Raw genomic sequence first — 24,690 nt, 5'->3', positions numbered from 1 at the left:
AACAAGCAACCTTGATTACATCCCCGTCTTTTTCCAATGTTACCCTAGCTCAGAATTTCGTTCGGGGCTTAAACATGCTTACTAAAGCCCCATTTCTGCCCCAGTCACCCAATAGATTTCTTCTAACATACTGATGAATAAAGCAATTTCAGATTTGTCCTCCCACACCCCGATGATGCAGCAGTACTGGCGCCTGAAAAACCAGCACCCTGATCAGTTGATGTTCTACCGCATGGGCGATTTCTACGAGATCTTCTATGAAGACGCGAAGAAGGCGGCCAAGTTGCTGGACATCACCCTGACCGCGCGCGGGCAGTCGGCCGGGCAGTCAATTCCGATGTGCGGGATTCCATATCATTCGTTGGAAGGTTACCTGGTCAAGCTGGTGAAGCTGGGCGAGTCGGTGGTGATCTGTGAGCAGATCGGCGACCCGGCCACCAGCAAGGGCCCGGTGGAACGCCAGGTGGTGCGCATCATTACGCCGGGTACTGTGAGTGATGAGGCGCTGCTGGATGAGCGTCGCGACAACCTGATCGCGGCAGTACTGGGGGACGAACGCCTGTTCGGCCTGGCAGTCCTGGATATCACCAGTGGCAACTTCACGGTGCTGGAGATCAAGGGCTGGGAGAATCTGCTGGCGGAGCTTGAGCGCGTCAACCCGGTGGAGTTGATGATCCCGGACGACTGGCCAAAGGACCTGCCGGCGGAACGTCGCCGTGGGACCAAGCGTCGTGCGCCGTGGGATTTCGAGCGTGATTCGGCGCTGAAAAGCCTGTGCCAGCAATTCTCCGTGCAAGACCTCAAGGGCTTCGGTTGCGAAACCCTGACCCTGGCCATCGGCGCCGCCGGTTGCCTGCTCAGCTATGCCAAGGAAACCCAGCGCACTGCCCTGCCGCATTTGCGCAGCCTGCGTCATGAACGCCTGGACGACACCGTGGTGCTGGATGGCGCCAGCCGTCGCAACCTGGAACTGGACACCAACCTGGCCGGCGGGCGCGACAACACCCTGCAATCGGTGGTCGACCGTTGCCAGACCGCCATGGGCAGCCGCTTGCTCACCCGCTGGTTGAACCGCCCGCTGCGGGATTTGACCGTGCTGCAAGCCCGCCAAACCTCTATTACCTGCCTGCTCGACCGCTACCGCTTTGAAAAGCTGCAACCGCAGCTCAAGGAAATCGGCGATATCGAGCGGATCCTGGCGCGGATCGGCCTGCGTAATGCGCGGCCCCGCGACCTGGCACGCCTGCGCGATGCCCTCGGCGCCCTGCCGCAACTGCAAGCGGCGATGACCGAACTGGAAGCACCGCACCTGCAGCAGCTGGCAGTCACCACCGGCACCTACCCGGAACTGGCGGCGCTGCTGGAAAAAGCCATCATCGACAACCCGCCCGCGATCATCCGTGACGGTGGCGTGTTGAAGACCGGTTACGACACCGAGTTGGATGAGCTGCAATCCCTGAGCGAGAACGCCGGGCAGTTCCTGATTGACCTGGAAGCCCGTGAAAAAGCCCGCACCGGCCTGGCCAACCTGAAAGTCGGCTACAACCGCGTGCACGGCTACTTTATCGAGTTGCCAAGCAAGCAGGCCGAGCAGGCGCCGATCGATTACCAGCGCCGCCAGACCCTCAAGGGTGCCGAGCGCTTTATCACTCCGGAGCTTAAAGAATTCGAAGACAAGGCGCTGTCGGCCAAAAGCCGCGCCCTGGCCCGGGAGAAAATGCTCTACGAAGCCTTACTCGAAAGCCTGATCGACAAGCTTGCGCCGTTGCAGGACACCGCAGCCGCCCTGGCCGAGCTGGATGTACTGAGCAACCTGGCCGAGCGTGCCCTGAACCTTGACCTGAACTGCCCGCGCTTTGTCAGCGAGCCGTGCATGCGCATCGTGCAAGGTCGCCACCCGGTGGTGGAGCAGGTGTTGACCACGCCGTTCGTCGCCAACGACCTGTCGCTGGACGACGATACCCGGATGCTGGTGATCACCGGTCCGAACATGGGCGGTAAATCCACCTACATGCGTCAGACCGCGTTGATCGTGCTGCTGGCGCATATCGGCAGCTTCGTGCCGGCGGCAAGCTGCGAATTGTCACTGGTGGACCGCATCTTCACCCGGATCGGTTCCAGCGATGACCTGGCCGGCGGCCGTTCGACCTTTATGGTGGAAATGAGCGAAACCGCCAACATCCTGCACAACGCCACCGAACGCAGCCTGGTGCTGATGGACGAAGTGGGCCGCGGCACCAGCACCTTCGACGGGCTGTCCCTGGCGTGGGCGGCGGCCGAGCGTCTGGCGCACCTGCGGGCATATACGCTGTTCGCGACGCACTACTTCGAACTGACCGTGCTGCCGGAAAACGAGCCGTTGGTAGCCAACGTGCACCTCAATGCCACCGAGCACAACGAGCGCATCGTGTTCCTGCACCACGTGCTGCCCGGCCCGGCAAGCCAAAGTTACGGCCTGGCCGTGGCGCAACTGGCGGGGGTGCCGGCCGAGGTGATTACCCGTGCTCGCGAGCACCTGAGCCGCCTGGAAGAAACCGCGCTGCCCCATGAGATTCCCGTGGCCAGCCCGGCCAAGGCCAGCAACAAACCCAGCGCGCCGCACCAGAGCGACATGTTCGCCAGCCTGCCTCATCCGGTACTGGATGAGTTGGCTAAGCTTGACCTGGATGAGGTGACGCCGCGAAAAGCGCTCGAAATGTTATATGCACTGAAGACTCGGATATAACGCAGACGCTTGCAAGCTGGTAGACTCTCGCGCGGTTTGGGATGCTGCGGGCTTTTAGCCTGGCCTGCAGACTATCGCTCCCGAACCTCGCGAGCCCTGCCACAAAGGGTTTCGCTGCCGCCGCCTGAGGAGAAAATTAGAAATGACCTTCGTCGTCACCGACAACTGCATCAAGTGCAAGTACACCGACTGCGTAGAAGTGTGTCCGGTGGACTGCTTCTACGAAGGCCCGAATTTCCTGGTCATCCACCCGGACGAGTGCATTGACTGCGCCCTGTGTGAACCAGAATGCCCGGCCGTCGCTATTTTCTCCGAGGACGAAGTCCCGGCAGAGATGCAGGAATTTATTCAGTTGAACGTTGAGCTGGCGGAAATCTGGCCGAATATCACTGAGCGCAAAGACCCGATGCCGGATGCGGCAGAGTGGGATGGCAAAAAAGGCAAGATTGCCGACCTCGAACGCTGATAGCGTCGATGCCCTCCAAAAGGCCCCTTGCGGGCCTTTTTGCATTTCTGCGGGGCAGGTTTCACTTTTCTACAGGCAAAAAAAAGGGGCGGTATGACCCGCCCACATTTTTTCCCTAGTCCCTGTGTTCCTTTTCATCGTCCTGATGAATCGCATCCTGCGAGGTTCCCTGAATCATCGTTCCTTGATGACTGTGTCAATCCGTGGACACAGGGCTGATCTTAGAGAGTTCACGGGGAAGTTCAACGGGATCCAACCCGCCGGGTTTTCGATTCACGCGCTCAAACGCGAATAAATAGTCTTTATATTTCAATAAGATAGAAATATAGGTAATCAATTCAAGACGCCCCCGCCGACGAAAAAACCCAAACGCTTACGAAAAAGTAAGTGAATGCTTACACCAGCAATTACGTAAAAGAGTAAAAAACGCCTCGTTGGTGTTCACCAGGCAAGAAAAAGCCCCGACAAGGTCGAGGCTTTTTTCCCATCCGGTGGATCAGTCGTCGCTGACAGTAATCGTCGGCATTGCCTGGGCCTCTGCTTCCTGCAGGACGATTCGCGCGCCTACGTGGCGCGCCAGCTCCTGGTAGACCATGGCAATCTGGCCATCGGGCTCGGCAACGACCGTTGGCTTGCCGCCATCAGCCTGCTCTCGAATCCCCATGGACAGCGGCAATGACGCCAGCAGTTCAACGCCGTACTGGGTCGCGAGCTTCTCGCCGCCGCCTTCACCGAACAGATGCTCGGCGTGGCCACAGTTGGAGCAGATGTGCACCGCCATGTTTTCCACGACGCCCAGCACCGGGATGTTGACCTTGCGGAACATCTCCACACCCTTGCGGGCATCCAGCAGCGCCAGGTCCTGCGGTGTGGTGACGATCACCGCGCCGGCCACCGGCACTTTCTGCGCCAGGGTCAGCTGGATATCGCCGGTGCCGGGCGGCATATCGATCACCAGGTAGTCCAGATTGCCCCAGTCGGTCTGGGTGACCAGTTGCAGCAACGCACCGGATACCATCGGGCCGCGCCAGACCATCGGTGTGTTGTCGTCGGTCAGGAACGCCATGGACATGACTTCCACGCCATGGGACTCGATCGGCACGAACCATTTCTGGTCCTTGATCTTCGGCCGGGTGCCTTCCGGGATGCCAAACATCACGCCCTGGCTCGGGCCATAGATGTCGGCGTCGAGAATCCCGACCCGCGCGCCTTCCCGGGCCAGGGCCAGGGCCAGGTTGGCGGCGGTGGTGGATTTGCCCACGCCGCCCTTGCCGGAAGCCACGGCCACCACGTTCTTGACGTTGGCCAGGCCCGGAACCTGCGCCTGGGCCTTGTGCGGGGCGATCACGCACTGGATGTCGACCCTGGCCGAGCTGACGCCGTCCAGGCCTTCGATGGCCATTTGCAGCATCTGCGCCCAGCCGCTCTTGAACAGGCCTGCAGCGTAGCCCAGCTCAAGCTGGACCGAAACCTTGTCACCCTGCACGTCGATGGCGCGTACGCACCCGGCGCTGACCGGGTCCTGGTTCAGGTAGGGGTCGGTGTACTGGCGAAGAACGGCTTCCACCGCTGCGCGATTGACGGCGCTCATGGGCTACTCCCGAAAAAAGACTGACTAAAACAGGCGGCTATCCTAACCGTTCCAGCGCTCCAGCGGCACGCTTTCGGCCTGTGGGAAAATCCGGAAACAGCCGCACGGGGTGAAATAAATTTCCCGGCGCTTTATAGTGGCCGACCTCCGTTTCATCAAGTAGCCGAGCCCCATGTCCGAGCCACGCAAGATCCTCGTCACCAGCGCCCTGCCCTATGCCAATGGTTCTATCCACCTTGGCCATATGCTTGAGTACATCCAGACCGATATGTGGGTGCGCTTCCAGAAGCATCGCGGCAATCAATGCATTTATGTCTGCGCGGACGACGCCCACGGTTCGGCCATCATGTTGCGCGCCGAGAAGGAAGGGATCACCCCGGAACAACTGATCGCCAATGTCCAGGCTGAACACAGCGCCGACTTTGCCGAGTTCCTGGTGGATTTCGATAACTTCCACTCGACCCACTCCGACGAAAACCGCGAGCTGTCGAGCCAGATCTACCTGCGCCTCAAGGACGCCGGGCACATTGCCACGCGTTCGATCACCCAGTATTTCGACCCGGAAAAGAAAATGTTCCTGGCCGACCGCTTCATCAAGGGCACCTGCCCGAAATGCGGCACTGAGGACCAGTACGGCGACAACTGCGAGAAATGCGGCGCCACTTACGCGCCCACCGACCTGAAGGATCCGAAGTCGGCCATCTCCGGCGCCACCCCGGTACTCAAGGATTCCCAGCACTTCTTCTTCAAGCTCCCGGATTTCCAGCAGATGCTGCAAACCTGGACCCGCAGCGGCACCCTGCAGGACGCCGTGGCGAACAAGATCGCCGAATGGCTGGACGCCGGCCTGCAACAGTGGGACATCTCCCGCGATGCGCCGTACTTCGGCTTTGAGATCCCGGGCGAGCCAGGCAAGTACTTCTACGTGTGGCTGGACGCGCCGATCGGCTACATGGCCAGCTTCAAGAACCTGTGCGACCGCACGCCGGAGCTGGACTTCGACGCGTTCTGGAACAAGGACTCCACGGCCGAGCTGTACCACTTCATCGGCAAGGACATCGTCAACTTCCACGCGCTGTTCTGGCCTGCAATGCTTGAAGGTTCGGGCTATCGCAAGCCAACCGGCATTGCCGTGCACGGTTACCTGACGGTCAACGGCCAGAAGATGTCCAAGTCCCGTGGCACCTTTATCAAGGCGCGCACCTACCTGGACCACCTGTCGCCGGAATACCTGCGCTACTACTACGCCTCCAAGCTGGGCCGTGGTGTCGACGACCTGGACCTGAACCTGGAAGACTTCGTACAGAAGGTCAACTCGGACCTGGTGGGCAAGGTCGTCAACATCGCCAGCCGTTGCGCCGGGTTTATCCACAAGGGCAACGCCGGGGTGCTGGTGGCTGAAAATGCCGCACCTGAGCTGACCGATGCGTTCCTGGCGGCGGCGCCAAGCATCGCCGATGCCTATGAAGCCCGCGACTTTGCCCGGGCCATGCGCGAAATCATGGGCCTGGCCGACCGCGCCAACGCCTGGATCGCCGACAAGGCGCCGTGGTCGCTGAACAAGCAGGAAGGCAAGCAGGCTGAAGTCCAGGCGATCTGCGCCACAGGCGTCAACCTGTTCCGTCAGTTGGTGATCTTCCTCAAGCCGGTATTGCCATTGCTGGCAGCCGACGCCGAGGCGTTCCTCAATGTGCCGCCGCTGACCTGGAATGACCACGCGACACTGCTCGGCAACCATCAGTTGAATGAGTTCAAGCCGCTGATGACCCGTATCGACCCGGTAAAAGTGCAGGCCATGACCGACGCATCGAAAGAAGACCTCGAGGCCAGCAAGACCGATACCGGCGACGCTGCACCTGCGGGCAATGGCGAACTGGCGAAAGATCCGTTGTCGCCGGAAATCGACTTCGACGCCTTCGCTGCGGTGGACTTGCGGGTGGCCCTGATCCTCAAGGCCGAAGCCGTAGAAGGCGCCGACAAACTGCTGCGCCTGACCCTGGACATCGGTGATGAACAACGCAACGTGTTCTCGGGGATCAAGAGCGCCTATCCGGACCCATCCAAGCTCGATGGTCGCCTGACCATGATGATCGCCAACCTCAAGCCGCGGAAAATGAAGTTCGGTATCTCCGAAGGCATGGTGATGGCGGCCGGCCCTGGCGGTGAAGAGATCTACCTGTTGAGCCCGGACAGCGGCGCCAAGCCGGGTCAGCGCATCAAGTAACAATGGCTAACTGCCTCATGGTCTCGGCCATGGGGCGGTTTCAGCTAGTACCCCCTCCTCGCTTGCCGGATAATCGGATTCTGTTTGCTGTCGGCCCGTTGTTGGCTGTGGCTTTTCCGGGTTCCAACGCAATGATCAAACCATGAGCCTGATTCAACGTATCGACGCCCTGCTGCCGCAAACCCAGTGTGGCAAATGTGGGCATCCTGGCTGCAAGCCCTACGCAGAAGGCATTGCCCAAGGCGAGGCGATCAACAAGTGCCCTCCGGGCGGCCAGGAAACCATTACAGGCCTGGCGCAGCTGTTGAAGCTCCCGGTGCTGGAGTTGGACACATCTCGAGGGGAAGCGCCCGCACAGATCGCGTTTATCCGTGAAGCGGAGTGCATCGGCTGTACCAAATGCATCCAGGCCTGCCCGGTGGACGCTATCGTCGGTGCTGCCAAATTGATGCACACGGTGATTGTCGACGAGTGCACGGGTTGCGACCTGTGTGTAGCACCCTGCCCGGTTGATTGCATCGAAATGCGTCCGTTGAGCACCGTGGTACCGATTGTCGGCGGGCTGGCCTCCAATGATCATGAACGCGAGGCACGCAGCCTCAAGCGCGACCGGGCCCGGCGACGGTTTGAACAGCGCAACGCGCGGCTGCAACGCGAAGAGGAACAGAAACTTGCCGAACGCCAGGCACGCTCCAAGCGCGCCGCCCCGGTAGCTGCGGCCACGGTCAACCCGGTCCAGGCGGCCATTGAGCGGGTTCGTGCACAAAAAGCCGCGGCCATGGACGCCGCCTTGAAGAAGGCCAAGATCAACCTGGCCATGAGCCGCGCCCAATTACACAAATCCCTGAAAGCTTTCGGCCACCCGCCGACCTTTGAACAGCAGTCGCAGTTGATCATTCTGCAACAGCACTTCGAAACGGCAGAGCAGGCGCTTGCAGCACTGGTGGTGGCTGATGCCCGCACCTGACCCCCTTGAGCACCGGCCCCACGTGATGAAGCGTGTACTGCCGGTGCACGCCGCGTTTATCCTGCTTGGGTTATTGGGCCCGTTTTTCGTAACCACACTGACTGTCCGCAAGGAACCGCTCGCCCCATGAACGCCGCAAAACGCCTGGAAATTTTCCGCCGGCTTCACGAAGACAACCCGGAACCGAAAACCGAACTGGCCTACTCCTCGCCGTTCGAGTTGCTGATCGCCGTGATTCTCTCGGCCCAGTCCACAGACGTCGGCGTCAACAAGGCCACCGCCAAGTTGTATCCGGTGGCGAACACCCCGGAGGCGATCTACGCGCTGGGGGTTGAGGGCTTGTCCGAATACATCAAGACCATCGGCCTGTACAACAGCAAGGCGAAGAATGTCATCGAGACATGCCGGCTGCTGGTGGAACTGCACGGCAGCGAAGTGCCGCAAACGCGCGAAGCCCTGGAAGCCCTTCCGGGTGTTGGCCGAAAAACCGCCAATGTGGTGCTCAATACAGCATTTCGCCAGTTGACCATGGCGGTGGACACGCACATCTTTCGGGTCAGCAACCGAACCGGTATTGCCCGCGGAAAAAATGTGGTGGAGGTGGAAAAACAGCTGATGAAGTTCGTGCCCAAGCCGTATCTGCTGGACTCGCATCACTGGTTGATCCTTCACGGACGCTATGTCTGCCAGGCCCGCAAGCCGCGCTGTGGCAGCTGCCGCATCGAAGACCTGTGCGAATACAAGGAAAAGACTTCCGACGATTGAGCCATCATTGCTTTTATCGATGAGTCGATTGAAAAAATCTTTTTTACCAGGCCCGAGATTATCGTTATAAGGAGCGCCAACGGCAGTCTTAGCCTGGAGTTAACCTTATGAGCACTGGCAAAGAACAACTGGATGTAGAAGACGACGTTGTTGGCGCTGAATCCGACGATGATGCAGCAGAAGCACCGGTAGAGGTGGCCAAGACCAATTTGAGCAAACGCCGCACCATCGACAACCTGCTGGAAGAGCGGCGCTTGCAAAAACAGTTGGCCGATTACGACTTCGATCTCTAATCGATCCAACGATAAACAGAAGCCTCCCTTGCGGAGGCTTTTTTCTGACTGGATGTAAATGTGAGGCCGGCCTACACCAGGCCGTTTCGCTGGGCCAGCTCGATCAAGTCCACCAGCGAGCGGGCGTTGAGCTTGAGCAGCAAGCGGGTCTTGTAGGTGCTCACAGTCTTGTTGCTCAGGAACATGCCATCGGCGATCTCCTTGTTGGTCTTGCCGTGGGCCAACTGCTGCAACACCATCATCTCCCGTCCGGACAGGCGCTCGACCATGTCCGCTTCGCTGGCGTTGCCCATCGTGGAGCGCACCGAGTTCAACGCCTGGTTGGGGAAGTAGCTATACCCGCACAGCACCGCCTTGACCGCGCTCAACAGCTCGGTGAGATCCTGTTGCTTGCACACGTAGCCGGCAGCACCCGCCTGCATGCACCGCATCGAGAAATGCCCGGGCGCCTGGGACGTCAGCACCAGCACCTTGAAGGGATGTGCCTGTTTGGTTGATGACAGCCGGCATATAACTTCCAGGCCATCGAGTTTGGGAATTCCAATATCCAGTATGACAATGTCCGGCATATGCTCGCGCGCAAGTTGCAAGGCATCGACACCGTTATCGGTCTCGGCAACGACCTCATAACTATGACGTTCCATTAGCATACGCACAGCAAGACGAATGACGGGATGATCATCCACGATCAGCACTTTATTCATGGGCAAGTCCAATTTCGCTGTTCGAATTATTAAGAGTAAGCACAATAGCCTAGTCGTTTCTCGCTTGGCATAGCGCTCCCCCCCAAGCAACAGCAAGCAGAGACCTAACCCACAAAGACATAGGATTTAACCTACAAAAAAACGCCAGATCGGAGCTATCCAGTTTTGTTGGGGCTTTCAGAACTTTCCGAGCACAAACATATTTTGAGTGAAAATTCCCAGGATTACGCGGGCCCGGGTAAACGCGCCGTACACAAGTTTCAGGAAATGCCCCTTGTGCGCTGTCAGAAGACCTGTGAACCCGGAGGGAAACCGGGTTTTTAAAAGTTCCATTCGACATAATTACTAACGCTCCATAAATCCTACAGGCATGTCAGCATCTGACATATTCGCGGTACATTTCTGAGTGAATTTTCTGTAGTACATAGTTCCTACCTACAAGAAAAAATCTCACTTTCAACAATGCATCACTTATCGAGCGAAATTAATAAACATTGCCCCCGTAAAAATATAAACACTCCAGATCATCTCCTGGAGTACCTGAACTTTTTCGAAGCGAACAATAAACACAGGCGCGCGCCCGATGATTCCGGATGTATTTTCAACCAAAAAAAATGGCCCCTTGAGGGGCCATTTTTCATTGCAACTTACAACACTCAGAACAACTTGCGACCTTTGTTGGCCGCAATGCGCATGCGCAACGCGTTCAGCTTGATGAAGCCTGCCGCGTCTGCCTGGTTGTAGGCGCCGCCATCTTCTTCAAAAGTGGCGATGTTGGCGTCGAACAACGACTCATCGGACTTGCGACCGGTCACGATCACATTGCCCTTGTACAGCTTCAGGCGCACAACGCCGTTCACGTGGACCTGGGAAGCGTCGATCATCTGTTGCAGCATCAGACGCTCCGGGCTCCACCAGTAGCCGGTGTAGATCAGGCTGGCGTACTTGGGCATCAACTCGTCTTTGAGGTGAGCCACTTCACGGTCCAGGGTGATGGACTCAATGGCGCGGTGAGCGCGCAGCATGATGGTGCCGCCCGGGGTTTCGTAGCAACCACGGGACTTCATGCCCACGTAACGGTTCTCGACGATGTCGAGGCGGCCGATACCGTGTTCGCCACCGATACGGTTCAAGGTCGCCAGTACGGTGGCCGGGGTCATTTCGACGCCGTCCAGCGCGACGATGTCGCCGTTGCGGTAGGTCAGTTCCAGGTACTGGGCTTTGTCAGGAGCGTTCTCCGGGGAGACGGTCCATTTCCACATGTCTTCTTCGTGCTCGGTCCAGGTGTCTTCCAGCACGCCGCCTTCATAGGAGATGTGCAGCAAGTTGGCGTCCATCGAGTACGGAGACTTCTTCTTGCCGTGACGCTCGATCGGGATCGCGTGCTTTTCGGCGTAGTCCATCAGCTTTTCACGGGACAGCAGGTCCCATTCACGCCACGGAGCAATCACTTTTACGCCTGGCTTCAAGGCGTAGGCGCCCAGTTCGAAACGCACCTGGTCGTTGCCCTTGCCGGTGGCGCCATGGGAAATGGCGTCGGCGCCGGTTTCGTTGGCGATTTCGATCAGGCGCTTGGCGATCAGCGGACGTGCGATGGAAGTACCCAGCAGGTACTCGCCTTCGTAGACAGTGTTGGCGCGAAACATCGGGAAAACGAAATCGCGGACGAACTCTTCGCGCAGGTCGTCAATGTAGATCTCTTTCACGCCCATGGCTTGCGCCTTGGCACGTGCAGGTTCGACCTCTTCGCCCTGACCCAGGTCAGCGGTGAAGGTCACCACTTCACAGTTATAAGTATCCTGCAGCCACTTGAGGATCACCGAAGTGTCCAGGCCGCCGGAATACGCGAGAACGACCTTGTTTACGTCGGCCATGCCATCACTCCACGGGGTTGTACGGAAAGGCGTCGATTCTACCGACCAAAACCGTGAAATTACAGAGGCGCGACAGCAAATGAAGATAAAGCGACAGATTATGTCGAGCGGGCGACGAAACGCCGCACCTTATGAGGTGGCGGCAGCGTTGCCTGGCGCCTTGGCCTGGGGCGCCGGTTTCTCGGGGGCTGCCACCCGTTCGAGCTGAATATTCACCCGGCGGTTTTTCGCCCGGTTGGCCGCGTTGGTGTTCGGCGCCAGCGGATAGCTTTCGCCATGAAAGCGCAGGGTAATCTGCGATTCCTGGATGCCATTGGCCTTGAAGTAGTCCATCACCGCCAATGCACGACGCCGCGAAACGTCGCGATTGGTCAGGCGATTGCCGCTGTTGTCGGAGTGGCCATTCAACTCGACGTGGTTAACCGTCGGGTCGGCTTTCATGAATTCGAGAATCACCGAGAGCTTTTTCCTGGCCGCCGCGTCCAGTTCGATGCCGCCACCCGGGAAACCCACCTCGGTCTGTCTGACCTGCTCGAAATTCATCGGCAGCAGCTTGGTGGTGCAGAGTTGGTAGTCGTTGTAGGCCTTGCTGAATTTCGCCGGCAGCAGGCGGATCTCGGAGTAACCGCCGTCGCGACTATAGTGGCGCACCGTCGGGCTGCGCCCTTCGAGCAGGCCGGTAAACAAACGCCCGGCCTGGGCCTGGGAGCTGTTGAACAGCACATCGCCACTGCCGACACGCACCGCCCCCAGGTTGATATCGCCACGCCCCGGCTGCCACGGCGCAGCCGCCGCCAATAGGGTTGCGGAACCGGCACCCAACGAGCCGTTAAAGGCTTTCAGGCGAAACGTCGCCTGCTCGCCGGCCCGGCGCACGAACTCGCCCGAGCCGAAATCGGTGATCGGCTGGGTCAAGCGGCACTCGAATTTATCGCCCTCCACTTTCCACTCAATATTCTCCAGACGTGTCTGGAACGTGAGGGCCATCGCGGGCAGGCTGGCGAACACACTGAGCAGGGCTAGATAATGCTGGCGCACGGGAGGCTCCACTGGTTTCTACAACACATCAAGGCGTCATACATCGTTAAGGCATACCCAGGGATATCGGTCGCATCCTGCAAAACTTGATAGCGAGTGCCTGCAAGAGTCTTTTCCGGTAGCATTCCCACCAGATTGACCCGCCTGGAATCCCCAATGTCCGACCGCCTGACCCTGCTGCGTCCCGACGACTGGCATATTCATCTTCGCGATGGTGCTGCGTTGCCCCAAACCGTGGCCGATGTAGCGCGCACGTTTGGCCGCGCCATCATCATGCCTAACCTGGTACCTCCGGTGCGTAACGCCGCGGAAGCCGACGCCTATCGCCAGCGCATTCTCGCTGCACGACCGGCCGGCAGCCGCTTCGAACCGTTGATGGTGCTGTACCTGACCGACCGCACCCAGCCCGAAGAAATCCGCCAGGCCAAGGCCAGTGGTTTCGTGCACGCCGCCAAGCTGTACCCGGCCGGCGCGACCACCAACTCCGATTCCGGCGTCACCAGTATCGACAAGATCCTGCCGGCCATCGAAGCCATGGCCGAAGTGGGCATGCCGTTGCTGATCCACGGTGAAGTCACCCGTGGCGATGTCGATGTGTTCGATCGTGAAAAGATCTTCATCGACGAGCACATGCGCCGAGTTGTCGAGCTGTTCCCGACCCTCAAGGTGGTGTTCGAGCACATCACCACCGCCGATGCCGTGCAGTTCGTCACCGAGGCTTCGGCCAACGTCGGCGCGACCATCACCGCGCATCACCTGCTGTACAACCGCAACCACATGCTGGTGGGCGGGATTCGGCCGCACTTCTATTGCCTGCCGATTCTCAAGCGCAACACGCACCAGGTAGCGCTGCTCGATGCCGCCACCAGTGGCAGCGAGAAATTTTTCCTCGGTACCGACTCTGCACCTCACGCCCAACACGCCAAGGAAGCCGCGTGTGGTTGTGCCGGGTGTTACACCGCCTATGCGGCGATCGAGTTGTATGCCGAAGCGTTCGAACAACGCAACGCCCTGGACAAGCTTGAAGGGTTCGCCAGCCTCAACGGCCCGCGTTTCTATGGCCTGCCGGCGAATACCGACCGCATTACCCTGGTCCGTGAAGACTGGACCGCCCCCACCAGCCTGCCGTTTGGCGAGCTGACCGTTATCCCGCTGCGCGCCGGTGAAACACTGCGCTGGCGCCTGCTGGAGGAACACCCGTGAGTGAAGACCATTACGACGACGACCAGGAACACGGCGGCGGTGGTGGCGGTTCCCGTCACCCGATGGCCGAGCGTTTCCGTGGCTACCTGCCGGTTGTCATCGACGTAGAAACCGGCGGCTTCAATTGCGCCACTGACGCGCTGCTGGAAATCGCCGCCACGACCATCGGCATGGATGAACAGGGTTTCGTGTTCCCGGAACACACCCACTTCTTCCGCGTCGAGCCGTTCGAAGGTGCCAACATCGAAGCGGCGGCCCTGGAATTCACCGGGATCAAGCTTGATCACCCACTGCGCATGGCCGTCAGTGAAGAAGCGGCGCTGACCGACATCTTCCGTGGCGTACGCAAGGCCCTGAAGGCCAATGGCTGCAAACGCGCGATCCTGGTGGGCCACAACAGCAGCTTCGACCTGGGCTTCCTCAACGCCGCCGTGGCGCGCCTGGACATGAAGCGCAACCCGTTTCACCCGTTCTCCAGCTTCGACACTGCGACCCTGGCCGGTTTGGCCTATGGCCAGACCGTGCTGGCGAAGGCCTGCCAGGCTGCCGGTATCGACTTCGACGGTCGTGAGGCCCACTCGGCCCGCTACGACACCGAGAAGACCGCCGAGCTGTTCTGCGGCATCGTCAACCGTTGGAAACAGATGGGCGGCTGGGAAGACTTCGGCGACTGAAGCCAAATCCCGCGCATAAAAAAACCGGCCCTCTCAGGCCGGTTTTTTTTGCTTCGAACGTGGCTTACAGCTTGCCAGCGTTCTCGGTCAGGTAAGCCGCAACGCCTTCTGGCGAAGCGTTCATGCCTTTGTCGCCTTTTTTCCAGTTGGCAGGGCAGACTTCACCGTGCTCTTCGTGGAATTGCAGAGCGTCGACCAGGCGGATCAGCTCTTCCATGTTACGGCCCAGCGGCAGGTCGTTGATGATCTGCGAGCGCACAACGCCCTTGTCGTCGATCAGGAACGCGCCACGGAAAGCCACGCCGCCTTCGGACTCAACGTCGTAGGCCTTGGCGATGTCGTGCTTCATGTCGGCAGCCATGGTGTATTTGACTTTGCCGATGCCGCCATCATTGATGGCGGTGTTGCGCCAGGCGTTGTGGGTGAAATGGGAGTCGATGGAAACGGCTACCACTTCAACGTTACGCGCCTTGAAATCGTCCATGCGGTGATCCAGAGCGATCAGCTCCGATGGGCAGACGAAGGTGAAGTCCAGCGGGTAGAAGAACACCAGGCCGTATTTGCCTTTGATGGCTTCAGACAGTTTGAAGCTGTCTACGATTTCGCCATTGCCGAGGACGGCGGGTACGTCGAAATCCGGGGCTTGTTTGCCGACGAGTACGCTCATTGGGTATCTCCTGATGGTGGTGACTGAAGTAAAAGGATCCGTCCCAGTGTGCCGCAGCTAAACGACAGGCCTGTGACGTGATCACGCTTCGTGAAGACCGACCATCATACCGGAAAAAAGCCGTTCGTCAGTGAAGCCGCGTGCAAACACCAAGGCTTGAGAAACTACTTTGACAATCATTCTCGTTAACATTAAGATCCGTCGCACTTAAGCCTTAAACCGCGATGGTTCTCCCTTATGTATGTCTGCCTTTGCACTGGCGTCACCGACGGACAAATCCGCGAAGCAATCTACGAAGGTTGCTGCAGCTACAAGGAAGTACGTGAAACCACCGGCGTTGCCAGCCAATGCGGCAAATGCGCCTGCCTCGCCAAGCAAGTGGTACGGGAAACCCTGACGCAGCTGCAAACTGCCCAGGCTGCGATCCCCTACTCAGCAGAATTTACACACGCTTAATCAGCGTGTTTTAAAGAACCGGACTTAGTGTCCGGTTTTTTTATGCCCGAAATTCAAACAGTTAGCGCCAAGACGCGGAACACAAACATTCTTATTCCGATTAATTTTCATTTATTATTCAATAACTTAGGTTTGACAGTAGTAAATGCGCAGCTCAAACTCCGCCTTATATACAGCTAATACAGGGCAGGACCCCAATCATGAAAGGCGACATCACAGTCATCCAGCAACTCAACAAAATCCTTGCCAATGAACTGGTCGCGATCAATCAGTACTTCCTGCATGCGCGCATGTATGACGATTGGGGCCTGGAAAAGCTGGGCAAGCGTGAATACAAAGAATCCATCAAGGCCATGAAGGACGCTGACGCGCTGATCAAACGCATCCTGTTCCTTGAAGGCCTGCCGAACGTGCAGGACCTGGGCAAGCTGAACATCGGCGAGCACACCCAGGAAATGATCAACTGCGACCTGAACTTCGAGCGCAAGAGCCACACCGACCTGAAGGCCGCCATTGCCCATTGCGAATCCAAGGGCGACTTCGGCAGCCGTGAACTGCTGGAAGATATCCTTGAAGACCAGGAAGAACACATCGACTGGCTGGAAACCCAAATCGGCTTGATCGACAAAGTGACTATCGAGAATTACCTGCAATCGCAGATGGGTGAATAACCCTTCAATTCCCGGCCACTAAAAAGCCCCGCTCTCTTTCGAGAAGCGGGGCTTTTTATTGCCGCGGCCTAAAACAAATCAGGCTTCGGTCTTCGCAGCTGCTTTGGCCGCTGCGTCTTTGATCAGTGCCTGCAACGAACCATCAGCCGCCATTTCGGTGATGATGTCGCTACCGCCGACCAGCTCACCGGCAACCCACAGCTGCGGGAAGGTTGGCCAGTTGGCGTACTTCGGCAGGTTGGCGCGGATTTCCGGGTTCTGCAGGATATCCACGTAGGCGAACTTCTCGCCACATTGCATGATTGCCTGGGAAGCCTTTGCGGAGAAGCCACACTGGGGAGCGTTAGGGGCGCCCTTCATGTAAAGCAGAATAGTGTTGTTGGCAATCTGCTCTTTGATCGTTTCGATGATATCCATGGAACACCTCGGCTGGAACTTTCCGACTCATGGGTCGGCACGGTGGCGCATTGTAACGCAAACCCCAGCGTGACGCTCGGACTCCCCGACAGACAATCCTTACGCCGCCGCCACCTGCACCGGCACGCCGTTCAACGCTGCGTTGCCCGACAGCTCATCCAGTTGCCGCTCATCCGTCAGGTCATTCGCGCTCGCCCCCGGCTGCCCGCTGGCGATGGTCATCTGCACGCCAGGGCGGCCGTGGCCCCAACCGTGAGGCAGGCTGACCACGCCGGGCATCATGTCGAGACTGGCCAACACTTCCACCTCGATCATGCCGATCCGCGAGCTGACCCGTACCCGCTGCCCGTCAGTCAACTGGCGATGGGCAAGGTCATCCGGATGCATCAGCAGTTGATGGCGAGGCTTGCCCTTCACCAGCCGGTGGTAGTTATGCATCCAGGAGTTGTTGCTGCGCACATGCCGGCGGCCGATCAGCAGCAACTCATTCACCTCGGGCACCGGCTGCGCGGCAAAGCGCGCCAGGTCGGCAAGGATTACCGATGGTGCGGCCTGCAGATGGCCATTGGCGGTTTTCAGGCGGCCTGCGAGGTTGGGTTTCAGCGGCCCGAGGTCCAGGCCATGAGGGTGATCGGCCAGCGCGGCAATGGACAACCTGTCGCCATAAGGCCCGGCCCGCAGCCCGAAGTCGATCATCTGCGCAGGCGGCATCGTCGGTTTGAGTGTATTACCCGTCTTCTCGGCAAACGCCCGGGCCAGGCCGACGAAGATTTCCCAGTCATGCAACGCACCCTCGGGTTTCGGCAGGATGGCGCGATTGAAACGGGTGACGTTACGCACCGCGAACATATTGAAGGTGGTGTCGTAGTGATCGTTTTCCAGGGCCGAGGTGGACGGCAGGATCAGGTCGGCATAACGCGTGGTCTCGTTGATATACAGGTCGATGCTGACCATGAACTCCAGGCCATCCAGCGCCTGCTCCAGTTGCCGGCCGTTGGGCGTGGAGAGCACCGGATTGCCCGCCACCGTCACCAGCGCACGGATTTGCCCTTCACCCTCAGTGAGCATTTCTTCAGCCAGTGCCGATACCGGCAGCTCGCCCCCGTACTCGGGTCGCCCGGAAACCCGGCTTTGCCAGCGATTGAAGTGCCCGCCGGAGGTGGAAGCCACCAGATCGACTGCCGGCGTGGTGCACAAGGCCCCGCCGACTCGATCCAGATTGCCGGTCACCAGGTTGATCAACTGCACCAGCCAATGGCACAGCGTGCCGAACGCCTGGGTCGAAACGCCCATGCGGCCATAACACACAGCCCTTTCAGCCGCCGCAAAGTCCCGGGCCAACTGGCGGATCTGCTCGGCGGGTACCGCACATTGACGGCTCATGGCCTCGGCGGTGAATCCGGCCACGGCGTGGCGCACGTCATCCAGGCCGTCCACCGGCAGGTGACTGTCACGGGTCAGGTTCTCGGCAAACAGTGTATTGAGCAATCCGAACAACAACGCCGCATCACCGCCCGGGCGCACGAACAGATGCTGGTCGGCCATCGCCGCCGTCTCGCTGCGGCGCGGATCAACCACCACGACTTTGCCGCCGCGAGCCTGGATGGCCTTCAGGCGTTTCTCCACATCCGGCACGGTCATGATGCTGCCGTTGGACGCCAACGGGTTGCCGCCGAGGATCAGCATGAAATCGGTATGGTCGATGTCCGGGATCGGCAGCAACAGGCCGTGGCCGTACATCAGGTGGCTGGTGAGGTGGTGGGGTAACTGGTCCACCGAGGTGGCGGAAAAACGATTGCGGGTCTTCAGCTGGCCAAGGAAGTAGTTGCTGTGGGTCATCAGGCCATAGTTGTGCACGCTCGGATTGCCCTGGTACACCGCCACAGCATTCTGCCCGTGACGCGCTTGAATCGCGGCCAGGCGCTCGGCTACAAGTACAAAGGCGTCTTCCCACGGGATCGGCTGCCATTCGCTGCCCACCCGCAACATGGGCTGGTGCAGGCGGTCCGGGTCATTCTGGATGTCTTGCAGGGCCACGGCCTTGGGGCAGATATGGCCACGGCTGAACGTATCCAGGGGGTCGCCCTTGATCGAGGTGATCGCCAGGCTTGCGTCTTCGCCCTGGGTAGTTTCCAGTGTGAGGCCGCAGATGGCTTCGCACAGATGGCAGGCACGGTGGTGGAGAGTCTTGGTCATGGCCAGTCTCTTTTATTGTGGGCTAGGCACTTCGGACGAAAACTATGGCCCGCCGGGGGCAGCAGCGCCAGCAACGTTCGTCGTGTGAATCCAGGGGCATCAGGCCAGGCCATGAGGAAACATCAGGAAATGTTTCAGAAGCCTCCGGCAGCCCGCTGAAACCGACGCAGCCCGGCCTCAGCCCGCCCTCACGCATTGCAATGTGGCGCAGCGCCAGTGTACAAATGACCCGCTGCTGTCAGGAAACAGGCTTCAAAAGCGCCCTCCCCGCGTCCTTGAACTCCCCTAAAAACTGTAGCCCTATTGGTAAGACGCGACATTTAATTATAAGATCGCGCCTTCCCCTATTTCGTCGCCCCGTGCGGCTTTCGCCGCAGGTCTCGCCCGTTTTCAAAATAAACCAGGCTTTGAGTATCTGCGGTCTGTTGCAAAAAGGTAGTTAATGATGAGCGCAAGGCACTTTCTCTCCCTGATGGATTGCACGCCCGAAGAGCTGGTCAGCGTGCTCCGTCGAGGCATTGAGCTTAAAGACCTGCGTAACCGCGGCGTACTGTTCGAGCCTTTGAAAAACCGCGTGCTCGGGATGATTTTCGAGAAGTCGTCGACCCGCACCCGCGTGTCTTTCGAAGCCGGCATGATTCAGCTCGGCGGCCAGGCTATCTTCCTGTCACCTCGCGATACCCAACTGGGCCGTGGCGAGCCGATCAGCGATTGCGCGATCGTGATGTCGAGCATGCTGGATGCGGTGATGATCCGTACCTTCGCCCACAGCACCCTGACCGAATTTGCCGCCAACTCCCGAGTGCCCGTGATCAACGGCCTGTCCGATGACCTGCACCCCTGCCAGTTGCTGGCCGACATGCAAACCTTCCTCGAACAGCGCGGCTCGATCCAGGGCAAGACCGTGGCCTGGATCGGCGACGGCAACAACATGTGCAACAGCTATATAGAAGCGGCGATCCAGTTCGACTTCAAATTGCGCGTTGCCTGCCCTGAAGGCTACGAGCCGGATGCACGTTTCCTGGCCCAGGCCGGCGACCGCGTGACTATCGTCCGCGACCCGCGTGAGGCGGTCATCGGCGCACACCTGGTGAGCACCGACGTGTGGACCTCCATGGGCCAGGAAGAGGAAACCGCCAAGCGCCTCAAGCTCTTCGCCCCGTTCCAGGTCACCCGCGCCCTGCTCGACCTGGCCGCGCCGGACGTGCTGTTCATGCACTGCCTGCCCGCCCACCGTGGCGAAGAAATCAGTCTCGACCTGCTGGACGATCAACGTTCAGTAGCCTGGGCCCAGGCGGAAAACCGCCTGCACGCACAAAAAGCCCTGCTCGAGTTTCTGGTTGCGCCGGCGTACCGTCCTGCATGAGCCAGCCACTACTGCTGAACCTGCGCAATCTGGCATGCGGCTATCAAGACCAACGGGTGGTGCAGAACCTCAATCTGCACCTCAACGCCGGCGACATCGGTTGCCTGCTGGGCTCCTCGGGCTGCGGCAAGACCACCACGCTGCGAGCGATTGCCGGGTTTGAGCCGGTGCATGAAGGCGAGATCAGCCTGGCAGGCGAAGTCATTTCCAGCGCCGGTTTCACACTGGCTCCGGAGAAACGTCGGATCGGCATGGTGTTCCAGGACTACGCGCTGTTTCCACACCTCAGCGTGGCCGACAACATCGCCTTCGGCATTCGCAAGCACCCGCAAAAAGAGCGTGTGGTCGCTGAATTGCTGGAACTGGTGAACCTGAAAAACCTCGGCAAGCGCTTCCCCCACGAACTCTCGGGCGGCCAGCAGCAACGCGTCGCCCTGGCTCGCGCCCTGGCGCCGGAACCGCAATTGTTGCTGCTGGACGAACCCTTCTCCAACCTCGACGGCGAACTGCGGCGCAAACTCAGCCACGAAGTACGCGATATCCTCAAGGCGCGGGGCACCAGTGCGATTCTGGTGACCCACGACCAGGAAGAAGCCTTCGCAGTGAGTGACCATGTCGGCGTGTTCAAGGAGGGTCGCCTGGAGCAGTGGGATACGCCCTACAACCTCTATCACGAACCGCTGACACCCTTTGTCGCCAGCTTCATTGGCCAGGGTTACTTCATTCGCGGGCAGTTGAACACGCCGGAATCGGTTACCACCGAACTGGGGGAGTTGCGCGGCAATCGTGCCTACACCTGGCCAACCGGCGGCGCGGTGGATGTGTTGCTGCGCCCGGACGACATCGTTTATGCACCGGACAGCGCCTTGAAGGCGCGGATTGTCGGCAAGACGTTCCTCGGCGCGTCGACCCTGTATCGCTTGCAGTTGCCGACAGGCGCTCAGCTGGAGTCGATCTTCCCCAGCCACGCCGATCACTTGGTCGGTGCCGACGTGGGCATTCGCGTGGCAGCCGAGCACCTGGTGTTGTTCCAGGCCTCAGGCAGTACCGCAGCACAAATCCCTCAGGTTGAGTCAGGCGTTCGCCGCTACAGCACCGCCTCCTGACGTCAACGCATCACGCCCGGCCAATTTCCGCGAACTTGGCCTGGGTATGTTCGGCCAGCACTGTCGCTGCCAACTCCACCTCAAGCCCCCTTCTCCCCGCACTGATAAAAATTGTCGGAAACGACTGCGCCTTCACATCGATGAAGGTGCGCAGGCGTTTCTTCTGCCCCAGCGGGCTGATGCCGCCCAACAAGTAACCGGTGGCCCGTTGCGCCGCTGCCGGGTCTGCCATCTCGACCTTTTTTACCCCCGCCGCCTGCGCCAACGCCTTTAAATCCAAACTTCCGACGACCGGCACAACCGCCACCAGCAGCTCGGCTTTTTCACTGCTGGCCAGCAGGGTCTTGAACACCTGCGCCGGGTCCAGGCCCAATTTTTCCGCGGCCTCCAGACCATAGGACGCTGCCTTGGGGTCATGTTCGTAACTGTGAATTCGATGTTCGGCGCGAACTTTTTTCAACAGGTCCAATGCGGGCGTCATGTGGGCTCCAGGCTTGGCAAAAAGGTGAAAAAACAGACAGCCAATTCTAGGCCAACAACAAGCAAAAGGCTCTAGTCCGAAGCCCTCTGCCACGCGCTCACGCGCACCTTCCCTGCCGCTTCCCGCGCCCACGGCACGATCATTCATCACACCAATAATTACAAAATGACCGATCGTTCACTTTCGACCTTTGACAGCCGTCATTCTTGTCTATATTTTTTCGTTTACGAATACTGTAGGAATGCACCTACGGATTCACAGCAGTAAGCCGCGAACAGGATGGGGATCCTCGCCACGGTGAAAATCGCCGATTGCCCGTTGCGGCAAAACGCCAGACAACAACAAAAACAGAGGTTTTCCATGACAACTGCTCTTCAACAGCCTTCACTTTCAAGTCAATGCATGGCCGAATTCCTGGGCACTGCGTTGCTGATCTTCTTCGGTACCGGATGTGTTGCTGCGCTCAAGGTCGCGGGTGCCAGCTTTGGGTTGTGGGAAATCAGTATCATCTGGGGGATCGGCGTCAGCATGGCGATCTACCTGAGCGCCGGTATTTCCGGGGCTCACCTGAATCCGGCGGTCAGTATCGCGCTGTGCATCTTTGCCGATTTCGACAAGCGCAAACTGCCGTTCTACATCATCGCCCAGGTCGCCGGGGCCTTCTGTTCGGCCGCGTTGGTTTACACGCTCTACAGCAACCTGTTTTTCGATTACGAACAAACCCACCACATGATTCGCGGCACCCAGGCCAGCCTGGAACTGGCGTCGGTGTTCTCCACCTACCCGCATCCGCTGCTGGGCACGGCCCAGGCGTTCCTGGTGGAAATGGTCATCACCGCGATCCTGATGGGCGTGATCATGGCCCTGACCGATGACAACAACGGCCTGCCCCGCGGCCCGTTGGCGCCGCTGCTGATTGGTTTGCTGATTGCCGTGATCGGCAGTGCCATGGGCCCGCTGACCGGCTTTGCGATGAACCCGGCCCGTGACTTCGGCCCCAAGCTGATGACCTTTTTCGCCGGTTGGGGTGAAATGGCTTTCACTGGCGGGCGCGACATTCCTTACTTCCTGATTCCGATCTTTGCGCCGATTGTCGGCGCCTGCCTCGGTGCTGCCGCCTATCGCGGGCTGATTGCCCGTCACCTGCCCAGCGCCGCACCTGCTACAACTGATGCAACCGAAGCGGCTGCCACCGCCAAAACCCGTACTTCCTGATGCGATAGCCTGGACCGTACTGCCCTTTTGCGGCCCAGGCTGTTTACTGACTTCCCTATTCTCCGTCCAAGGCAATCGACATGACCGACATTCAGAATAAGAACTACATCATTGCCCTCGATCAGGGCACCACCAGTTCCCGGGCGATCATCTTCGATCGTGACGCCAACGTGGTCTGCACCGCCCAGCGTGAATTCACCCAGCATTACCCGCAAGCCGGCTGGGTCGAACATGACCCGATGGAGATTTTCGCCACTCAGAGCGCGGTGATGGTCGAGGCCCTGGCACAAGCCGGCCTGCACCATGACCAGGTCGCGGCAATCGGTATCACCAACCAGCGTGAAACCACCGTGGTCTGGGACAAAATCACCGGCCGCCCGATCTACAACGCGATCGTCTGGCAATGCCGCCGCAGCACCGAGATCTGCCAGCAGCTCAAGCGCGACGGCCACGAACAATACATCAACGACACCACCGGCCTGGTCACCGACCCGTACTTCTCCGGCACCAAGCTCAAGTGGATCCTCGACAACGTCGAAGGCAGCCGCGAACGTGCGCGTAACGGCGAGCTGCTGTTCGGCACCATCGACAGCTGGCTGATCTGGAAATTTACCGGCGGCAAGACCCACGTCACCGACTACACCAACGCCTCGCGCACCATGCTCTTCAACATCCACACGCTGGAGTGGGATGCGAAGATGCTGGAGATTCTCGACGTGCCGCGCGAAATGCTGCCGGAAGTGAAGTCTTCCTCGGAAATCTATGGTCGCACCAAAAGCGGTATCGCCATCGGCGGTATCGCCGGTGACCAGCAGGCGGCGCTGTTTGGCCAAATGTGCGTAGAACCGGGCCAGGCGAAAAACACCTACGGCACCGGCTGCTTCCTGCTGATGAACACCGGCGACAAGGCGGTGAAATCCAAGCACGGCATGCTCACCACCATCGCCTGCGGCCCGCGTGGTGAAGTGGCCTACGCCCTGGAAGGCGCCGTGTTCAACGGCGGTTCCACCGTGCAATGGCTGCGTGATGAGTTGAAGATCATCGCCGATGCCACCGACACCGAATACTTCGCCGGCAAGGTCAAGGACAGCAACGGCGTGTACCTGGTGCCAGCCTTCACCGGCCTGGGCGCTCCGTACTGGGACCCGTATGCCCGTGGTGCGCTGTTCGGCCTGACCCGTGGCGTACGCGTGGATCACATCATTCGTGCAGCCCTGGAGTCGATTGCCTACCAGACCCGCGACGTACTCGATGCCATGCAGCAGGATTCCGGCGAACGCCTCAAATCCCTGCGGGTAGACGGTGGCGCGGTCGCCAACAACTTCCTGATGCAGTTCCAGGCCGACATCCTCGGTACCCAGGTTGAACGCCCACAAATGCGCGAAACCACCGCGTTGGGCGCCGCCTACCTGGCCGGCCTGGCGTGCGGTTTCTGGGGCAGCCTGGACGAACTGCGTGGCAAGGCGGTAATCGAGCGTCAATTCGAACCGCAGCTGGAAGAAGCGGCGAAGGAAAAACTCTACGCCGGCTGGCAGAAAGCAGTCAGCCGCACCCGCGACTGGGAACCCCACGAAGGCGCTGAATAAGCCAA

Annotated in this window: 21 protein-coding genes and 1 pseudogene; 14 read left to right on the top strand and 8 right to left on the bottom strand. The window is 59.4% G+C overall.

Annotated elements, in window-relative coordinates; all coding sequences use genetic code 11:
* Positions 1 to 145: 145 nt before the first annotated feature.
* Both mutS and fdxA read left to right on the top strand, forming a co-directional pair.
* Complete coding sequence (mutS, locus tag HX786_RS11865; protein WP_178912149.1) at positions 146 to 2,725, top strand: DNA mismatch repair protein MutS; 2,580 nt, start codon at positions 146 to 148, stop codon at positions 2,723 to 2,725.
* A gap of 142 nt (positions 2,726 to 2,867) precedes the next feature.
* Entirely contained in the window at positions 2,868 to 3,191 is a 324-nt protein-coding gene (gene fdxA, locus HX786_RS11860) for a ferredoxin FdxA (RefSeq protein WP_003208688.1), read from the top strand.
* A 496-nt stretch (positions 3,192 to 3,687) separates the two neighbouring features.
* Here the strand turns inward: fdxA and apbC are convergent, their stop codons facing one another.
* Entirely contained in the window at positions 3,688 to 4,782 is a 1,095-nt protein-coding gene (apbC, locus tag HX786_RS11855; RefSeq protein WP_177055192.1) for an iron-sulfur cluster carrier protein ApbC, read from the bottom strand.
* Positions 4,783 to 4,954: 172 nt separating this feature from the next.
* Between apbC and metG the strand changes: the two genes are divergently transcribed.
* The 4 genes and pseudogenes from metG (at position 4,955) to HX786_RS11835 (ending at position 9,031) form a co-directional block, all read left to right on the top strand.
* Entirely contained in the window at positions 4,955 to 7,006 is a 2,052-nt protein-coding gene (gene metG, locus HX786_RS11850) for a methionine--tRNA ligase (protein WP_003208690.1), read from the top strand.
* A gap of 121 nt (positions 7,007 to 7,127) precedes the next feature.
* Positions 7,128 to 7,949, top strand: a pseudogene (gene rsxB / locus HX786_RS11845) (electron transport complex subunit RsxB); the annotation flags it as partial.
* Positions 7,950 to 8,099: 150 nt separating this feature from the next.
* Positions 8,100 to 8,738 (top strand): endonuclease III, encoded by a 639-nt coding sequence (gene nth / locus HX786_RS11840; protein WP_010170146.1) that lies wholly within the window; start codon positions 8,100 to 8,102, stop codon positions 8,736 to 8,738.
* Positions 8,739 to 8,845: 107 nt separating this feature from the next.
* The gene (locus HX786_RS11835) at positions 8,846 to 9,031 is read left to right on the top strand and encodes a PA3496 family putative envelope integrity protein (protein WP_003208696.1); all 186 of its coding nucleotides are present in this window, start codon (positions 8,846 to 8,848) and stop codon (positions 9,029 to 9,031) included.
* A gap of 71 nt (positions 9,032 to 9,102) precedes the next feature.
* On the opposite strand, the gene HX786_RS11830 is transcribed toward HX786_RS11835, so the two are convergent.
* From HX786_RS11830 to HX786_RS11820, 3 genes are all read right to left on the bottom strand, one after another.
* On the bottom strand, positions 9,103 to 9,735 hold the full coding sequence (locus HX786_RS11830) for a response regulator transcription factor (RefSeq protein WP_178912089.1): 633 nt from the start codon (positions 9,733 to 9,735) through the stop codon (positions 9,103 to 9,105).
* Between the two features lie 656 nt (positions 9,736 to 10,391).
* Positions 10,392 to 11,609, bottom strand: coding sequence for an argininosuccinate synthase (locus HX786_RS11825; protein WP_003208700.1), 1,218 nt, complete (start codon positions 11,607 to 11,609; stop codon positions 10,392 to 10,394).
* A 129-nt stretch (positions 11,610 to 11,738) separates the two neighbouring features.
* Complete coding sequence (locus HX786_RS11820; protein WP_177044498.1) at positions 11,739 to 12,647, bottom strand: OmpA family protein; 909 nt, start codon at positions 12,645 to 12,647, stop codon at positions 11,739 to 11,741.
* 156 nt (positions 12,648 to 12,803) lie between these two features.
* On the opposite strand from HX786_RS11820, the gene pyrC reads away from it, so the two are divergent.
* Positions 12,804 to 13,850 (top strand): dihydroorotase, encoded by a 1,047-nt coding sequence (gene pyrC / locus HX786_RS11815; protein ID WP_003208703.1) that lies wholly within the window; start codon positions 12,804 to 12,806, stop codon positions 13,848 to 13,850.
* Positions 13,847 to 14,524 (top strand): ribonuclease T, encoded by a 678-nt coding sequence (gene rnt, locus HX786_RS11810; RefSeq protein WP_003208704.1) that lies wholly within the window; start codon positions 13,847 to 13,849, stop codon positions 14,522 to 14,524. The genes pyrC and rnt overlap by 4 nt, the downstream gene beginning before the upstream one ends.
* A gap of 64 nt (positions 14,525 to 14,588) precedes the next feature.
* Here the strand turns inward: rnt and HX786_RS11805 are convergent, their stop codons facing one another.
* On the bottom strand, positions 14,589 to 15,191 hold the full coding sequence (locus tag HX786_RS11805; protein WP_003172097.1) for a peroxiredoxin: 603 nt from the start codon (positions 15,189 to 15,191) through the stop codon (positions 14,589 to 14,591).
* A 237-nt stretch (positions 15,192 to 15,428) separates the two neighbouring features.
* On the opposite strand from HX786_RS11805, the gene HX786_RS11800 reads away from it, so the two are divergent.
* Positions 15,429 to 15,647 (top strand): bacterioferritin-associated ferredoxin, encoded by a 219-nt coding sequence (locus tag HX786_RS11800; RefSeq protein WP_003208706.1) that lies wholly within the window; start codon positions 15,429 to 15,431, stop codon positions 15,645 to 15,647.
* 200 nt (positions 15,648 to 15,847) lie between these two features.
* Entirely contained in the window at positions 15,848 to 16,318 is a 471-nt protein-coding gene (bfr, locus tag HX786_RS11795) for a bacterioferritin (RefSeq protein ID WP_008433502.1), read from the top strand.
* Positions 16,319 to 16,396: 78 nt separating this feature from the next.
* Here the strand turns inward: bfr and grxD are convergent, their stop codons facing one another.
* Together grxD and HX786_RS11785 are read right to left on the bottom strand one after the other, a co-directional pair.
* Positions 16,397 to 16,735 (bottom strand): Grx4 family monothiol glutaredoxin, encoded by a 339-nt coding sequence (gene grxD, locus HX786_RS11790; protein WP_003208710.1) that lies wholly within the window; start codon positions 16,733 to 16,735, stop codon positions 16,397 to 16,399.
* 99 nt (positions 16,736 to 16,834) lie between these two features.
* The gene (locus HX786_RS11785; RefSeq protein ID WP_177055194.1) at positions 16,835 to 18,931 is read right to left on the bottom strand and encodes a molybdopterin oxidoreductase family protein; all 2,097 of its coding nucleotides are present in this window, start codon (positions 18,929 to 18,931) and stop codon (positions 16,835 to 16,837) included.
* A 445-nt stretch (positions 18,932 to 19,376) separates the two neighbouring features.
* Here HX786_RS11785 and argF point away from each other — a divergent pair, with 445 nt between their 5' ends.
* Both argF and HX786_RS11775 read left to right on the top strand, forming a co-directional pair.
* Positions 19,377 to 20,297 (top strand): ornithine carbamoyltransferase, encoded by a 921-nt coding sequence (gene argF, locus HX786_RS11780; RefSeq protein WP_003208712.1) that lies wholly within the window; start codon positions 19,377 to 19,379, stop codon positions 20,295 to 20,297.
* Positions 20,294 to 21,403, top strand: coding sequence for an ABC transporter ATP-binding protein (locus HX786_RS11775; RefSeq protein ID WP_008433494.1), 1,110 nt, complete (start codon positions 20,294 to 20,296; stop codon positions 21,401 to 21,403). Before argF ends, HX786_RS11775 begins: the two co-directional genes overlap by 4 nt.
* Positions 21,404 to 21,413: 10 nt before the next feature.
* Here the strand turns inward: HX786_RS11775 and ybaK are convergent, their stop codons facing one another.
* Complete coding sequence (gene ybaK, locus HX786_RS11770) at positions 21,414 to 21,884, bottom strand: Cys-tRNA(Pro) deacylase (protein ID WP_178912148.1); 471 nt, start codon at positions 21,882 to 21,884, stop codon at positions 21,414 to 21,416.
* A gap of 360 nt (positions 21,885 to 22,244) precedes the next feature.
* On the opposite strand from ybaK, the gene HX786_RS11765 reads away from it, so the two are divergent.
* Both HX786_RS11765 and glpK read left to right on the top strand, forming a co-directional pair.
* Positions 22,245 to 23,099, top strand: a complete 855-nt coding sequence (locus HX786_RS11765) for an MIP/aquaporin family protein (protein ID WP_008433490.1) — start codon at positions 22,245 to 22,247, stop codon at positions 23,097 to 23,099.
* Between the two features lie 80 nt (positions 23,100 to 23,179).
* Entirely contained in the window at positions 23,180 to 24,685 is a 1,506-nt protein-coding gene (gene glpK, locus HX786_RS11760) for a glycerol kinase GlpK (protein ID WP_003208721.1), read from the top strand.
* Positions 24,686 to 24,690 lie beyond the last annotated feature (5 nt).

Origin of the sequence: Pseudomonas sp. 21615526, from assembly GCF_013386245.1 — a bacterium.
In the GTDB taxonomy this organism is placed as follows: Bacteria; Pseudomonadota; Gammaproteobacteria; order Pseudomonadales; family Pseudomonadaceae; genus Aquipseudomonas.
Note: the sequence above shows the minus strand (reverse complement) of the source record. Positions and strands in the feature narration are given on the sequence as shown.